The sequence below is a fragment of the Paenibacillus medicaginis genome, assembly GCF_042138635.1.
GTDB lineage: Bacteria > Bacillota > Bacilli > Paenibacillales > Paenibacillaceae > Paenibacillus > Paenibacillus medicaginis.
Genome location: NZ_JBHIRY010000026.1, coordinates 45497 through 61390, shown reverse-complemented (window position 1 = coordinate 61390; position 15894 = coordinate 45497). Strand labels below are relative to the sequence as shown.

The window sequence follows — 15894 nt, the reverse complement described above, 5'->3', positions numbered from 1 at the left end:
ACAAAATATGCTTCATATTTTAATGGAAAGATTTCAAAAAGATACGAAAATTTGATTAGTTTACCTGGGGTCAGAGATTACATTGCAAACGCAATACTCTGTTATGCTTACCATCAAAAAACTGTTTCTATTGATACTAATGTAATACGACTCTTCATTAGGTTTTTTGGTCTACAATCCAATAAGTCACGTCCCAGAACCGATAAGATCCTTGCGACGAAGATTAGAAACCTGTACGTTTTTAATTTCGATTATAAAACTGCTAACTTGGCAATACTTGATTTTGCCGGATTGGTATGTACAACAATTAATCCTAAATGTACAGAATGCCTTCTTAACCTATACTGTGCTCACTATAAAAAAAACCCTACTCCTAGGGAGTAAGGGATTTTTTATTACAAATCAACTGTCTCAAGAGGTGTAATTAAATTTCTAAGGGATTGATCCGCAGTTCGTCCCAAATAAGAGAGAAGCTGTTCTGCAACAGCTCTTCCCAGTAAGGGAGGAACAGCATTTCCAACCTGCTGGTACTGCGCATCTTTTGCTCCCATAAATACAAAATTGTCTGAAAAAGTTTGGAGTCGTGCCGCTTCTCTTATGCTAACAGCCCGATTTTTCACTGGATGAATCCACATTGATTTTCGAATGTTTAGAACCGTTCCTGAAGGTGCATTGTAGTTTAGTCTAAGATAAACCGTATTTTGCGTCCTCTTGGGATTCGAATAAGTATGTTTATATGAATCATCCAAGTTGTGGAAATTTTGCCCTTGCTGCAGTGCCTGAAATCTCTTTAATGCAGTTTCACCTGTATCAGTCATGATATGATTTCGAACTTTTGCAGTACCTGCCTGTAAATACTGTAATAAAGGGTTTCCGTTCTCAATGTATGCTTTCGATAGAGGTCGATCTTCTTCCGTAAGAATTAGCGGTTGCACATCCTCTAGATCCTGAATTGCATCCTTGACAGTAAAAAAGTGCTCTGTTTCTTCAATAATAGGCTCTGGTAGTTTAATTTCTCTGTCCCCGACCAGTTCTTCCCGTACACCAATAAGAAACAAACGCTCTCTCTGCTGAGGTGCTCCAAAATTAGCAGCATTTAAAATCAGGTGATCCTCGTTAAGTTTGTAGCCTAGCTTTTTAAACTTTGCTTTCAAGTAATCTAATACAATATAGGTTTGAAGATTAACGAGAATTTCATTATCTTCTGAATAAAACCTCCCAGCTTTAAGAGTGTTTATTTCAATCTCTCCAGCACGCATAATTATCTGTTGAATAGTTATAACGTCGTTCAAACATGAAAAAATGTCCTCGACAGAGCTTTCCTTATCTTTGAGAAGCTCCCCAAGTCGTATCCACATTTCTCTATACTTCTGGCTCCAGTAAAAACGATGCTGACCTTCCCAGTTGTTTAAAAAAACTTTAATTGCACTTCGAGTTTTCTTCAAATAAACAGCTGCTTCTTTTTTCTTTCGATTCAAGTGACTCAATTTAGAAAAGAGCGTTTTATCCAAAATTGCGTAGTTCGAGATAGAAACTCCAAAGGGTTCATTCAGAAAGGACAAGAGTTCATCTTTAAGTAATTTTACTTCTCCCAAAGAGACTTTCTCATCGGTTGGCAGGAGATGAAGATCTGCAATCTCCTCCTCATCGAGTGAGGACAGGAAAAATTTGTGTTTGTTTGACTTTAATTCTTTAACATTTTCCATTACAAACCCATCTGGCTCCAAACGTTCAATTGCTTTGACAAACTCTTTAACGAGCTGATTATTTGCCGAAATCAAAGCAACCTTCTGTCTATTAGCATTCGAGAATCCCTGGCAGGGAGGTCCGCCGAAAACGATATTGACTTTACCTGCCCCAGTTTTTCTGCACTCCTTTAATATTTCTTCGTAGTCAACCTCTCGAATATCCCCGTACATTCTAACACCTGGATGATTAACCAAATATGTTTGCTGTGCAGCTTTATTATTCTCAACGGCTACTGCTATTTGAATCTGACCGGTTTGCAAAAATCCTAGACTCAAACCACCGGCCCCAGAGAAAAGATCAACAGCCGTTAACTTACTACTATTCACTCCGAGCTCCTCCTCTAAAGGAACATCCGTTCTTTCTAAGCAGCTTATCACAATCTGCTGTAAAAAACAAATTACTAGTTTTAAGATCTCTATTTTACTGCGAATTTTTTTTATTAGCCAGTATAAAAAGAGTCTGCCAATGGCAGACTCAGCTTACAAGCAGAAGGGCATCTAGCTTATCCTCGATCAATTTCTCCAATTCAGTTTGATCCAGTGCATCTAAAATAGTGACTCCGCCGAGCTGATTAATATACATCATCAGATTTCTGAAGACATCTCTAGTTATCGTTTTGCCTTCTATTTTGTCCTTCTGATGCAAAATGGACAAAACAGCCCGAGTGATATCTCGGTTCCCAGAAAAAACACGCTCTAATAAGCTTTGGGCAATATCTAACTTAGAAAGGAGCATAGCGGTCAGTTCAAATGGATCGTCTCGTTCCTCATCATAAGACACGTATCCGTACCACCAGAGACGTGCTATACCATTTCTCACTAGCGCTCTTCCTTTGTTTGACATAAAGAAATATCGTTCTCTTATTGCTTCTTCCGGTTTGTCTTTTTTTAGGTACGACTCGACAGGCCATCTTTTGCGCATATAATTCCAGAAAGTATGGTGTGCTAAATATGCCCACATTCGCTCATCACAAGCCTGTGCCAAAGTCATCTCTTTAAGAGTGGTATATATCTTCTTTGTATTTTCTAAATCATAGTGAACAGTTGAGCTTATAGGCATGTGCAAGTCGATATCCTCTACTCGAATCTTCGAAGGAAAATTCCAAGTTTCTGAGCCAAAGTACTCTTCCAACCAAGGATCTGTTGAAGCATACTTGAGAATATTATTTTTAATGTTAGATTTTATATCATCAAGTGAATTATCGCTTATATAGTGTAAATTCACATTCTACACCTCAATCTTCTTCTAAATTCATAAGCGCAGAGAAAGATAAACTAAGCGGGTCTCCGATTAGCTTATGAGCAATTGAAATAGTGGACTCCTGCTCGAAGCTATGAGTGCCCAGCTCGATGCCAAAGTCTTTAAGTCTCATCAGAATAACCTGATACCACCTGCATTCTTCATAATCAATATTCGAGTTCTGCTCACTTCTCAACATCTCCAAAATTGATACTAAGGCGGGAATTACAATCATGGATGAAAGGAGGGGTTGGAAGCTAGGGTTCAGAGAAATTGACTTATAGTTCTCAAAGTTGTCTTTAGATAATTTTATAATGATCTTATTTCCCGAAGAATCCACTTCAATGGCCTGTGCATCTTCACTACGATTAGGTTGTATAGAAAAGATTGATGGGACTCGCTTCAGTGGATCAATCTCTTTTTCAGCGAAGAATGTTCTTTCCGCATCCAGCGCAAGGATATCTCCTTTCTTTATTTGGAAACTGTATCCTTCATAGTCTGGATGAAACTCCGGAAGTTGGTAATTATCTATATCAGTTACAGCCAATATAAAGGCGCAAATCTGCACCTTCCCTTCCACATCTTGAGCAGGAAGCGTAAAGGTAAAGTTACTGTCAAAAGACGAGAATACCTTTCGATAACGCGTCGATTGGCATTCAAAGTGAAATGCAAACTTAGCTTTACGTTGCTCTATAAGCCTATTGATTCCTTCGCTGCTCGTGACGCAATATGAATCAAAAATATATGAACTATGTGTTTTAGAATTTTTTAGAGATGCCTGGAAATCGCTATCCACAAAGTCATCCGAGTAATACGAAAGTACTGGATGAGGATACTGTCTTAAACTAATTTGCATAAACAGCTACCTCCAATGCACAACGAAGGGGCTCTTTCAACGTAATAATCAATACAGTCCGATCATTTTTTTCAAATAGCACAGGACCAATTTTCACTTCATTCTCAATGATTACTGTTTGCCCAAACTGTTCAGCAGAACGAACCCTTGCCTTTTCTCCTCCAACCTCTCCTACTATATTGACTCCGATGTATCCGTATCCTTCTTCGTTAGATTTCATTGTTATTTTATATGTTCCCTTGACTGGATCAGTACAGAAAATCCTTGATTGAGTTATACGAAGGTTTTTATTTGCTTTAGGATGCAGGTTCTTCTTTTCCTCTGGCTCCATGGAACCATTTTTCTCGTCAGATTTGTCTTCATCTCTGGAATCTGTTTCACTCTGTCCTTGAGAGAAACCATTTTCGTTATCTTCACCGTTTGGTTCATTATTACGGTTTGAATGCTTCTCCTCTTCCTCATCAACAGTGGCCTCCATACCGACACTTGAGAAATCCTCTTGGCCTGCTGCCACTTCGTCGTTATAGGCTTGTATAACACCTTCGCTAATAATATTATAGGTATTTGGTCTATTCTCTCGGTAATTCATCTGAAGTTCGATCTCCTTCGGCTCCCCTTTCTCTCCTTCTACTTCGACCAAAGCAGGTGCTTTACTTAAATCTTCCCCTTTATCGGGAAGATACTCGCTCAGTCCTTCTACATCCAATTCTTCTACTGTATCCCCATGCGAAATAGATCTAACCTGTTCATTCACCCAAGCATAAAGTTTCTTTATTACTGCTTTTGCATAATCAGGATCGTCATGTCGTTCGGCTTCCCAGGCGGTGTGCGTAGGAGGTTCAATCTTCCGTAGAAAATCATTAATTTCGTCTCCTTCTGCGATCAAGACGCCAGAGAATCTTAATGGATTTCTAAAACTACCTTTATCAAAAATCTTCATTCCTGTACTTCTAACCATGGCGACACGTTTAGGTGCATCCTTACTTGGAAGAATGTACATACGAATCTCTCCAAGACCCTCAAAGTTATTAACTACAAATTTTTTTGTATTCGATAGTGTGTAGGCCTCATAATATTGATAAGATAGGTAGTCTGCTTCGTTCTTGGTATGCTGTTCCAAGATTCCGGGTAATGTCTCGGCATTAATCTCTATTTCCCCAACTTTGACAATCAGCTTTTGATCAATAATTGCGACGAAGAAACTCTCCAATACTGAACGAATAACTTTTTTCTCCCAGTCTTCCTCAGCGTTGAACCCCGCTATAAATATATCGGTCCCTACTTCTTCTCTTCTAAAAAAGGCGTTTATCTCCTGATTAAGAACAGGATCATTTCTTTCTATCCGACCATAATACCCAGTCCCCTGCGTAGGTTCTCCCTGAGAATTATGGTGTGTGACCAACTTAGCTACGCCCTGAAAGGCTTCAATTCCACTTACATCTTTGGTGCTGTAAAATACTGTTCTGAGATTGGAGCAGGCAAAGGGGGCATGCTTACCGATACCAAACGAACCTCCCGCCGTCGAATCTTTGTTCGAAGAGCCCACTGACTTAATCAGATTGTGCCATCCTCCTTGATGTCCTTGATCTGCTCCAGTCAGTCCAGTTGTATTATAATCACTAATTTTCAAAAATGTTATAGTATCTTGCTTCATAACATTCAGTGCCTGTTCAAAAAAACTTGCTGTCTTTGCGTTATCCTTCCAATAATCCAAACTCTGTCTTAGGACGTGAATGAATGTATCTTTTGCAGGAAATTCTGCTGTGGGCATCTCTTTCACTTCAAACTCCACTCTAACCGGTTCAATACTACCCTTTAATCTCGCATCACAGGAATTCTGGTTAATTTCCCGAGCAAGTGAATCCCATGGGTTTCCTTTAAAAGTCTCGATGCCTGCGTCGTTAAGACCAGTAACTTGTCCATAATTATTAGATGGGAAATTCCAGCTTATCATAGTCGTTCTCCCTGCTCATTCAAATTTCTTTTACATTCAGCTGCTAGTTTTTGCACCAAGTCGACTGTTACAGCATTGCCGACCTGCTTATACTGCTTTCCTTTGGGCATATCATATGGAAAAGAAAAAAAGGTATCTCTAAATCCCTGCAATCGTGCACATTCTTTAGGCGTTAACTTTCTTATTCCCCAACTATCTTTAATTACTGGGACATTGTGACCGCCTTCTCCCATATTAGCTGTTAGAGTAAAAGTAGAAGCGCTCTTATTCTCCCTCACATAAGCACGTCGTAGCAGATAAACAGAGGTTTCACTACCTTCCGCCATTTTGTCAGCAAACATTTTGCCGTATTTGCTCTTTTCGTCAAAATAGTACTCTTCGTCTGCCTTTTCTTTTATATCTAAATACGCTCTCACATCATTTAGCTGATCTACTTCCTGAGGAAATTTGAAAGTATTCATTTTGAAATACTGCTGTGAGAAAGCCACCATATAAAGACGTTCTCTATTTTGTGGTATATCGGTATGCTCTTTCGTATTCAAAACCACTGCATTACTGCGCTGTGTTATCAGGTTTCCTTTATGATCTAGAGGGATTCTAAACCAGTACCCAGCTCTTTTTAGTTCTTCCTCGATTGTATTAATAGTCTTTCTGTCATCGTGATAAATCAAATTTTTTACATTTTCCAGCACAAGTATTTTAGGTTTCTGCTCTCCGAACTCTTTAAGCAGCCGAATAATTTCAAAGAACAGCTTACCTCTCGGATCTTTGAACCCAAGTTTATTGCCAGCAAGAGAAAATGACTGACACGGAAAACCCGCAGTTAGAACATCAACTGGTTCTAACTTATCCGCTTGTACTGAAAGGTCCTCTACCGATTTTTCTATCATTCTGGTCTCAGGGTAATTATGACGATAGGTCTGTGCAGCGTAGCTGTCTATTTCATTTGCCCAAACCACATTAAAGCCCTCATTCTTAAATGCTCGGCAGAATCCACCTATTCCTGCAAAGAGACTTCCTACCGTATACTGATTCTGCTTTAATGAATTCAAAGATGTCCACTCCAAAACCTTAATTTAATAAACTCTATGTAACTAAAGCCCTAGAGTTTGTTTTAATAATAGATGAGATTTATAAAAAATGTAATACATCCGAATCTTTATTGAGAATAAAGATTCGACTTTCTTACTAATTCAGTATTATTGTATATAATTTAGTTATTCTTAATTAATACACCGAAAATCACTACAAGCAAGTATTTCAAATTATCATCTCAAGAACTTGTAAATACTATTGTATGGCTACTATATTGAAAGGCGCTTCTCATACACTCACTCAAACTTCCTCTTTAAAGAATGGCTTTTAGTTTCCGTTGAAAATCTGATGAAAAAACATTCTTATTTACTGCATCAGCAAACAACATCAGCAACTCATTTTCATTGATATCAAGCGGCCTGAGGATTAACCGCTCATTATCATTCTTATTTAATTTGTAGTAGGCAAAACGGATTTCATCCTCGCCACTGGCTTTGACATTAATACGCTCAATAGTGCAAATAAACTCACCAAGCACGAGTCGACCTTGCTTTAGAAGATCACAATAATCGGTACTTTTGAGAACTGCAGTCTTTTCTTGTGTTTCTTTGTGTAAGTCGATTACGCCAAATTCAACTAGAAGCTTCGATAGAGCCAGATTGATAAGCGAGTTTTTACTCATTTTTATCTTATCCGCCAAATTTGTTAACGCATCATCAATGTCCTGGGATAGTGACAAGTTTAAACGGGTTTTATCTTCCATCATCAATAAACCTCCATAGACCATAGTAATCAATAGTGTCATTTTAACACCATGAATCATTATGAGTCAATATAGTTGGACTACAATGTGAAACAAATACACATCCAGTAAGATCTCATTCTAACTAACAATCGTCACCGATCAAGCATAGTTTCATTTTTTTGATTTTTCTTAACCAGGGCTTGGAACTCATTGTGGCACTATCTTACAAATTAGCTGTCTTTTCTTCTAAGACTCTGTTTTAAGCTTTTCCTTTATTTCTTGCTCCTAAGCTTCGTATAAGTAGCTTCAATAGTTCAACAATATCTATGATGCTCTCAAGCTACTTCACTCTCTGTATTAGGAGATGTGGTAAAATAATCTTATTATTCAAAGCTTATTAGAGGGGGGTTATTATGTCGAAAAAAAATGTGGACAAGTTGCTTCATGTTCAAAACGGAGTAATTCGCCATCTGTTATATTCAAAGGTCGACGAACAAGATTTAATCAACCGTTATCGTGTAGTTGCCAAGCGTGAAGTCAAAAGAAATTTGAAAATTGCTTTGGAGCGACTTGATAAACATAAATTAGTCGAGATTGCGGCAATTTCGCCCGAGATCACCGAAGCTGCTATTGAAGCCTGTTTTGAAGACAATAGATACAGTCGCCGGCCAAATTTTAGGCTGTTTATGTTGCGTCCATATAACCCTCAAGTGAATTCATCTTCATTTATCTCCGACCATAAAAATAATGCTGGTGTATCCAAAATGAACAAATTGCTCAAATCAATCACATATCCTAATGACAACATATTTGGGCTACTATATAAGTTCAAAGAAAGATTTTCCGATTGATACCTCGTGATTGGAAAATATAGGAGCAGGATTAACGTCATCCTTGTCGAAGTGGTTGCTAACCAATTTGAGAACGGATGATGATGCAGATGGAACAGGAACAAGCCGTGAAGGAACTTGACGAGCGAATGAAGAAAGAAAAAAGTCGTCGTATGTTTGAGCGATACCAAACGATTCATCTATACCTGCAAGGGATGACGACAAAACAAATTGCGGGGATCATCAAACGAAACGAAAAAACCGTTAATGCCTATGTCCGCGCCTATCAGGAACACGGCCTGGAGGGTCTCCAGATGAATCATTCTCCAGGCGCACCCGCTCGATTAACTCAGCAACAACAAGAGCAATTCAAACAAACGATCGTGGAGAAGCTCCCGCATGAAGTCGGGTTTACTGCAAAATTTAGTTGGACGCTTCATTTGATGGGCGAGTATATCCAAAGGGAATTCGATGTGACCTATTCCCTGCAAGGCGTAGCGAATGTAGCACACCGCCTGAATCTGAGCTATACCATGCCCACCTATACGTTAGCTGCAGCCGACGAGACCAAACAGCAAGCTTTTCGAGAAAACACGTTTCCTGAATTAAAAAAAAACTGGAGTCCGGAGAAATCGACCACCTCCTCTTCGAAGACGAATCCATGATTCGGGACTGCCAAGCGCTGCAATACACGTGGTTTCTGAAAGGCAAGCAACGGATCATCCAAACGACAGGAAAACACCGCGGCGTCAAGCTGCTTGCCACGCTGAACTATGAAACCGGAGACATCCTCTGGAAAGAAGACGAGCAGTACACCGCTGAAACATTTTTGGACTTTCTTCAGGGGGTTCTTAACGCCTATCCGACGGGAAAGATCGTCGTGGTACTGGATAACGCACGTATCCATCACGCTAAGCTACTCCAGCCCTTTTTGGATAAAAATAAAGAACGCCTTGAACTTATCTTTTTGCCGCCCTACAGCCCTGAACTCAACCTCGTAGAAGGGTTGTGGAAATGGTTGAAGGCCGATGTCATCAACAATGTGTTTTACCACACCGTTGCCGAAATTCGTGAGAATGTCACCCTATTCATGAATCGAATACGTGAAAATAAGCAAGAAATCATTGACCGCCTCTGTCTGCGTCTGGAAGATGATTCTGTTCTCGCTGAATTTCTTTAGTTGAACTTATATAGCTATCGACCAAACCATTGTAAATCATGAAACGATAGAAATCGCTTTACAGTATCAGGAAAGGTATAATTATATCAATCCTGCAACCGAACAGGCTGATTTTATTTACGAGTTGAAGTTCGGTTTCTTATGGATGAACTTTGACCAACGCTTTGTGAGCATTAATTTACCCACTGAGTCATTGGTTGGAACGATCTCCAAAACTTTAGAAAGAGCTTTTGACTGCTTTGTCTCCCCTGTGAACATCACCAAGAAAATTGTTAACAGTGTATTTAGCAAAGAGTCAATGAAACGAACCACTTTAAGCAATCCTGATCCTAGCTCTGGTAAACCAAACAAAGTCACCTTAGCTGATAGTTATCTAGGTCATAAAGTGGGTCAACTGACTGAGTTTGATGGGTACGATTCTCCTAGTTCAGTTTATCAAGAAGCTATTGATGAAGATGGTGACTTCTTTTCAACCCTTGGAGTTAACAATGACAAAGGTAAAATCTACCTCACCCGCCAACTTAAAGCCTCTGAAATGAGACGTTGGGGGATTTGGCGAATCGGACAGATCATGAATTACATTAACTCCATACAGGATAATGGCGAAATAGATGAAAAGTTCGAATCATTGGGTCTTGATGAAGATCCTGATTTGGATGCCTTCGTAACTTCAAATGCCGAGAAAAAAGTAATTCAGGAAGTCATGAAGGCAATTGTTACCTGCAAGGTCAAAAAGATCGAGAGTTTCAAGCTTCATAACTTAAATGTTGACAAAATTGTGGGTTCTCTAAAAAAACATACCCTTACCCATTTATATCCTTACTGCGAGGGCTGCGACCATTACGCAGACATCACTTGTAACAACTGCGGAAACACTGACTTATTAACTGTATCCGTAATAAGAGGACAGACCCCAAAGGTCGTATGTTCATTCTGCCACACTGAACTTCAACAAGACAACGTGCGATGCCTAATGGATCATAAAGTCAGAATCGATTCATGGTATGATGGAGTAATTATCAACCCTAAAACAGCTTTAGTCGAACTTGTTGAAAAATTAACAAACAAATATTTTCCTGATAGTGGATTTTTACATGAAGAAGAATCTTTCTACCTCCTAAACAATGTAGTTCACTATTCTTCAAAGGTTGCATCAAAAGTCATGTTCAAAGTAAGGGAATTACAGCAGTTCAAGCCAGTTTGGAATCGAATTATTACCCCGGAACGACGCGAAGAACTGGCTGAAGTACTCAGCCTACTTACTGAAAAATGCTCTAAGCATAGTGTGGATGCTTGCCAAGCCTGCCAACACGAGAAAAGTATTCGATGCATTATGAAGCCATTCGTAACCTTTACAGATCATAAATTGCATCCGCATCATGGACAAGAATATGGTGATATTAGCTTTACCATCCAAATGCTTGGTATGGATGATGCCGTTTTTGTAGGCATTGCTAAAAGCTACGAAAAAAAACCGATAAAACCAACTGACAAAAAAGCTTATGAAATGCTTCAACAGTTTGTTTACAAATGCAAGGATACCACGGTCAATGTTTTAGGAATTGTGGTAGCAGGAGAGCTGGAACAAGGGTTTGTAGCCATGCTGCAAGACCTTGCCGGAAGGTACAGAAAAAAAGTCGTAATGTGGACTTACGAGGAATTAATTTTAGTGATCGATTTCGCCATCACAAACTATGATCTATCAATCTCAGAGGTAGTAGAAGAATTAAAGGCTGATATTGTTAGACGGAAACAAAAACCAGCAAGTTAAAGTTTGGGATAACAGTACCCTCTTTAATTTGCCAAGGTTACTTTTATTTCTTCACACCACCTCTTAATAATTACAGTTACTAAATCGTGAATGAACTAAGTTACGCATGCAATTGTGGATGAAGACTAATCTCCTTGATGTTGTCATAGTTCTTTTGTTTTCGGTTTTCCTCAAACATGACGCTAATAACAGGTGCCACACTACTAATTAATTTGCATCATCTCTGAGGGCTTATTCATTGGAGTTTTAAGGAATAATACTAATATCTATGAATTTCGGACTCCTACCAGCGGATAAGACTGCTACCGACAAATTTAGGTCTATTCTAACTCGTAAAGCCTCCACCAATTAATAAGAACTCAATTCATAACTTCTTGTTCATCCTTAATTTATGTCACTGATGTGCACATACTGTCAGTTAAAATAATAAAAATTATATGACTATCGATACGCATAGGATGAAAATGCATCCGGTATCCCTAAGCCACGACTAATATAAGGACGCGATTCTCTCGCGTCCCTATTTCGTCCCCAGCTCTCTTTAAACTCATTCAAAACCATTATATATCAAGCATGCTACCGACTCGACATGCACGGTATGAGGAAACATATCCACCGGCTGCACCTCTACCGTCCTATACCCTCCATCCTCCAACATTCGCAAGTCACGAGCCAGTGTCGAAGGATTGCACGACACATACACCACCCGCTCCGGCTTCATCTCAAGGATCGTCTCCAGCAACCTCGGATCGCAGCCTTTACGTGGCGGATCGACGACGATTACATCCGCCTCAATGCCTTGCTCCTTCCAACGCGGGATGACGTCCTCGGAGGCGCCGACCTCGAACTGGACGTTGCGCATGCCGTTCAGGTCGGCGTTGCTGCGTGCGTCGTCGATGGCTTCCTTTACGATCTCGACGCCGTACACCTGGTCGGCGTGCTGCGCCAGGAAGAGCGAGATCGTGCCGATGCCGCAGTAGGCGTCGATGACGGTCTCCTTGCCGGTCAGACTGGCGTATTCCACCGTCTTGCCGTACAGCACTTCCGTCTGTACCGGATTGACCTGATAGAACGAACGAGCCGAGATGGCGAACTGTACGTTGCCGATATAGTCATAGATGACGTCCCGGCCCCACAGCACACGTGTCTCGTCGCCGAAAATAACGTTCGTTTTCTTCGTGTTGATGTTCTGTACGATGCTCGCCACCGCCGGGATGTGCTCCCGGATGCTGCCGATCCAGGCGTCGCGGTGCGGGATGTCGCGACCGTTCGTCACAAGCACGAGCATAAGCTCGCCGGTGCGGAAAGCAGTCTTCACGACGACATGCCGCAGCAGGCCGCGCCCAGTCTCCTCGTTATAGGCGCTGATGCCCAGCTGGCTGCCGATTTCCTTGACGCGGGTGACTACCTGGTCATTGCGCTCGTCCTGGATGAGGCACGCCTCCATATCGATGATGCGGTGGCTACCGCGCGCGTAGAAGCCGCCGATAAGGCCGCCTTCGGCCGTGCCGATGGGCACCTGTGCCTTGTTGCGGTAGCGCCATGGTTCGCTCATACCGAGCGTCGGGTGCACGACAACGCCCGCATCACTTCCCGGTTCGCCAGCCGCCCCGCTGGTGCCTGCTACCGTCAGCTTCCCGATGCGTTCCAGCACGTCAACGACATGCTGTCGCTTCCAGGCCAGCTGCCCCTCATAGCTCATATGCTGAAGCTGGCAGCCTCCGCATTGGTCATAGATCGGGCAAGGGGCCGCGATCCGGTCGGAACTGGCCTGCACCACGTCCAACAGCTTGGCATAGCCGTACTGCTTTTTCGTCTTCAGCACCTTGACGCGGACCTTCTCGCCGGGCAGGGCACCGCCTACGAAGAGCGTATACCCCTCAATCCGGCCCACACCCTCGCCGTCATGGGTCATACCGATGATGTCGATCACGGCCTCATCGTTCTTCTGCACAGGCACGCCATCCTGAGCCGCAGCAGCACGTCCACTCACAGACGCATCCCTACCACCATGAACCCGCGGATTTGCTCCCGCTTTATCTCCATCAGCAACCTTGGCTGCGCCTTTATTCTTCTCCCTGATTATCGCTTCGCGCTCGCTATGAGCCGACACCTTCGTTCTACCCTTATCTCCTGCACCAATCCCCCGAACCGCCTTATTCCTCTTCCCGTCTACCGTCTTCCTTCCATCAGCCCGCATCTCTGGCTGGCCGTTCCGGCGGCTTTTTCCACGGCCGCTGCGGTGATTGCTCATCTCTCAGGTCACTTCTTTCTCCATATGATGTATACAGTATTACCCTACACTTATCTTCCAACTCGAAAAATGCCGCCCTCCCCAAGGGAGCAACGGCATAGCTTCATGATACCAGCACCTTCATAGTACAACCTTCCTTACATACAGCACAACCTTACAACTTTCATTACAACTGCATACCTACCACCAATGTCAACAAATGTACATCCGCCAACAATGTCAGTAACTACACACCCGCCACTAATCAGCGGAACACATTCAAATGCCGGGGCAGGTTGCGGAAGGTGGCTGGCAGTGTGCCGCCAAGCTCGCCGTCCAGGTTGAGCTGCACATGGCCCGGTGAAGTGACTTCCATATAATCTGTCTTGAAATGTACGATTTTCTTGTCATTCACATGCTCGCCGCGCTGCGCCAGGGATACCAGCCGGATCATCTCGGCCAGATTGCACTTGCGCACCGCGATCACGTCCAGCAAGCCATCATCAATCGTTGCCCCCGGTGCCAGCTTTTCGAAGCCGCCCACTGAATTCGAATTGGCGATGATGAAGAGCATGAACTCGTCATGCAGCTCCTCCTGCCCTGCCGCCCGGATCGTCAGCTCCTGCGGGGCGAGGCTGACCATCTTTTCAAGCCCCTTCCAATAATAGGCTAATTGCCCGATCATGGTCTTCAGCTTGCTCGGCACCTCATAGGTCAGCTCCGTCAGCGTGCCGCCGCCAGCGATGTTAATGAAGTATTTGTCATTGGCCTTGCCGATATCAATCGGCTTCGCCTCCTGCTTGATGACGAGGTTGCAGTAATCCTCCCAATATCTCGGGATGCCGAGCGCACGCGCAAAGTCATTCGTCGTTCCGACAGGAAACACGCCAAGCGGCGGGCGGTTCTCCTTCTCCGCCATGCCGTTGATGACCTCGTACAGCGTGCCATCACCACCGGCGGCAATCACGAGATCATAATCGCCGCGCTCTACCGCATCTGCGGCAGCAGCCGTGGCATCGCCTTCGCCGGTTGTGGCATGGACCGAGGTCTCAATGCCCCCTTCGTCGAGGCGCTGCAGTATATCGGCCAGACGCCGTTTCATTTCCTCACGCCCTGAGGTGGGGTTATATATCAAGCGAGCTCTCTTCATTCCGTTACTCCACCTGTGTATTCGTATTTATCAACGTTTGATCCATCATCCAAGGGAAGTGTGCAAACTTCTAATGCTCACAGCCTGTCAGGCCATGAGCGATTGTCATTTTTTACAGCTTCCTTTGAAATATAATGATAACGAAAAAAATCGCATTTTACAAACCGTGTACCATGATTCCATGCCAGGAAGGGCGCATTATTTACGCTGCATTCCAGAGTGCACAACAGGTACGCTATGACTCAGGCAGTTAATACTGTCCCTTCTTCTCCGCCTCACACAGTAACCCGGATATCGCTGCTACTCCAGCAGCGTACAACAGGCATGCTACGCTTCAATCCGTTAATGCTGCCCTGCCCCCCACGATTCAGGCCCTTGCTACTCCCCACTCTCCTCCGCCTCACGCAAAAGCCCGGATATCTGGTGCTCCATCCAAGTTTTCAGCTGCGGATGCGGCAGCAGCGCCTCTCCCGCATAACGGTAGTCCAGCCCGTCCAATCTTCCGGGAATGACCTTGGCTGTGAAGAAGCCTGAGCTGAGGAACAGGGGGAAGACAATCACGTCATATCCCTTTTCCCTGCTCCAATACTCCACCTTGTCCCATACGCTGTCCGGATTCAGCAGAGCATAATCACATGCCGTGCCGCTGATCGCGCTCACATCGGCCGCCAGGGAGGACATGCCCCGCTCCCAGCGCTGCCGGAAGCCGTCGTGCGCGCTGCCGTGTCCTACGAGCAGGATCACCTCCCGCTCGGGCTGCAGCGACATGCCACGCACCTTCTCCCACACCATCGCCGCCACATCGGGACCATGGTCGATGGGAGTGCCGAAGTATACACGTGCGCGAACCCGAAAAGGCTCCAGATCTGTTGCCTTCTCTGGAACCTCCTTAGTGCCCAATGCATAACTGATCTCGTCCACATGTGTACTGCCTGAGGAAACAAACAAAGGCACCACGAGCAAATCCGTGGCACCCGTTTCCTCCAGCCGGTCGATGCCGTCCTGAATAAGCCTTCCCTCTACATGCTCCAGAAAAGACACTGCTACCGGGCAACCGTCCGGCAGCTGCAGCTGTCCGGCGGCCTCATCCACCAGTTGAACCCAAGCGGGCGCAGGTGAACCGTGGCTGATGATCAGAACGCCCGGCTTCAT

Annotated in this window: 12 protein-coding genes; 3 read left to right on the top strand and 9 right to left on the bottom strand. The window is 43.6% G+C overall.

Features of this window, described 5'->3' with window-relative positions:
• Positions 1–395: 395 nt before the first annotated feature.
• From ACE5LO_RS21390 to ACE5LO_RS21365, 6 genes are all read right to left on the bottom strand, one after another.
• The gene (locus ACE5LO_RS21390; protein ID WP_375522009.1) at positions 396–2075 is read right to left on the bottom strand and encodes a DNA cytosine methyltransferase; all 1680 of its coding nucleotides are present in this window, start codon (positions 2073–2075) and stop codon (positions 396–398) included.
• Positions 2076–2223: 148 nt separating this feature from the next.
• Entirely contained in the window at positions 2224–2973 is a 750-nt protein-coding gene (locus tag ACE5LO_RS21385) for a DUF6339 family protein (protein ID WP_375522008.1), read from the bottom strand.
• A 10-nt stretch (positions 2974–2983) separates the two neighbouring features.
• Positions 2984–3844, bottom strand: a complete 861-nt coding sequence (locus ACE5LO_RS21380) for a hypothetical protein (RefSeq protein WP_375522007.1) — start codon at positions 3842–3844, stop codon at positions 2984–2986.
• Positions 3834–5798 (bottom strand): hypothetical protein, encoded by a 1965-nt coding sequence (locus ACE5LO_RS21375; protein WP_375522006.1) that lies wholly within the window; start codon positions 5796–5798, stop codon positions 3834–3836. Before ACE5LO_RS21375 ends, ACE5LO_RS21380 begins: the two co-directional genes overlap by 11 nt.
• Positions 5795–6850, bottom strand: a complete 1056-nt coding sequence (locus ACE5LO_RS21370; protein ID WP_375522005.1) for a DNA cytosine methyltransferase — start codon at positions 6848–6850, stop codon at positions 5795–5797. The genes ACE5LO_RS21375 and ACE5LO_RS21370 overlap by 4 nt, the downstream gene beginning before the upstream one ends.
• A gap of 296 nt (positions 6851–7146) precedes the next feature.
• A complete protein-coding gene (locus tag ACE5LO_RS21365; RefSeq protein WP_375522004.1) occupies positions 7147–7599 on the bottom strand; it encodes a hypothetical protein in 453 nt (150 codons plus the stop codon).
• Positions 7600–7991: 392 nt separating this feature from the next.
• Here ACE5LO_RS21365 and ACE5LO_RS21360 point away from each other — a divergent pair, with 392 nt between their 5' ends.
• The 3 genes from ACE5LO_RS21360 (at position 7992) to ACE5LO_RS21350 (ending at position 11359) form a co-directional block, all read left to right on the top strand.
• Positions 7992–8429 carry a hypothetical protein gene (locus tag ACE5LO_RS21360; protein ID WP_375522003.1) on the top strand — a complete coding sequence of 146 codons (438 nt, stop codon included), beginning with the start codon at positions 7992–7994 and terminating at the stop codon, positions 8427–8429.
• A gap of 83 nt (positions 8430–8512) precedes the next feature.
• A protein-coding gene (locus tag ACE5LO_RS21355; protein ID WP_375522027.1) for an IS630 family transposase occupies positions 8513–9588 on the top strand; the annotation gives its coding sequence in 2 pieces (ribosomal slippage) (positions 8513–9016 and positions 9019–9588; 1074 coding nt in all).
• Positions 9589–9733: 145 nt separating this feature from the next.
• On the top strand, positions 9734–11359 hold the full coding sequence (locus ACE5LO_RS21350; RefSeq protein WP_375522002.1) for a hypothetical protein: 1626 nt from the start codon (positions 9734–9736) through the stop codon (positions 11357–11359).
• A 547-nt stretch (positions 11360–11906) separates the two neighbouring features.
• On the opposite strand, the gene rlmD is transcribed toward ACE5LO_RS21350, so the two are convergent.
• The 3 genes from rlmD to ACE5LO_RS21335 form a co-directional block, all read right to left on the bottom strand.
• Positions 11907–13613: a 23S rRNA (uracil(1939)-C(5))-methyltransferase RlmD gene (rlmD, locus tag ACE5LO_RS21345; protein WP_375522001.1), complete on the bottom strand. Its 1707-nt coding sequence runs from the start codon at positions 13611–13613 to the stop codon at positions 11907–11909.
• Between the two features lie 244 nt (positions 13614–13857).
• Positions 13858–14742: a diacylglycerol kinase gene (locus tag ACE5LO_RS21340; protein WP_375522000.1), complete on the bottom strand. Its 885-nt coding sequence runs from the start codon at positions 14740–14742 to the stop codon at positions 13858–13860.
• Between the two features lie 378 nt (positions 14743–15120).
• Positions 15121–15894: a sirohydrochlorin chelatase gene (locus ACE5LO_RS21335; RefSeq protein ID WP_375521999.1), complete on the bottom strand. Its 774-nt coding sequence runs from the start codon at positions 15892–15894 to the stop codon at positions 15121–15123.

What these genes read in the sequence shown, in the direction of transcription:
- ACE5LO_RS21380 (WP_375522007.1), bottom strand. Translation starts at nt 3,844, where the DNA reads ATGCAAATTAGTTTAAGACAGTATCCTCATCCAGTACTTTCGTATTAC.
- ACE5LO_RS21375 (WP_375522006.1), bottom strand. Translation starts at nt 5,798, where the DNA reads ATGATAAGCTGGAATTTCCCATCTAATAATTATGGACAAGTTACTGGT.
- ACE5LO_RS21365 (WP_375522004.1), bottom strand. Translation starts at nt 7,599, where the DNA reads ATGATGGAAGATAAAACCCGTTTAAACTTGTCACTATCCCAGGACATT.
- ACE5LO_RS21360 (WP_375522003.1), top strand. Translation starts at nt 7,992, where the DNA reads ATGTCGAAAAAAAATGTGGACAAGTTGCTTCATGTTCAAAACGGAGTA.
- ACE5LO_RS21350 (WP_375522002.1), top strand. Translation starts at nt 9,734, where the DNA reads ATGAACTTTGACCAACGCTTTGTGAGCATTAATTTACCCACTGAGTCA.
- rlmD (WP_375522001.1), bottom strand. Translation starts at nt 13,613, where the DNA reads ATGAGCAATCACCGCAGCGGCCGTGGAAAAAGCCGCCGGAACGGCCAG.
- ACE5LO_RS21340 (WP_375522000.1), bottom strand. Translation starts at nt 14,742, where the DNA reads ATGAAGAGAGCTCGCTTGATATATAACCCCACCTCAGGGCGTGAGGAA.
- ACE5LO_RS21335 (WP_375521999.1), bottom strand. Translation starts at nt 15,894, where the DNA reads ATGAAGCCGGGCGTTCTGATCATCAGCCACGGTTCACCTGCGCCCGCT.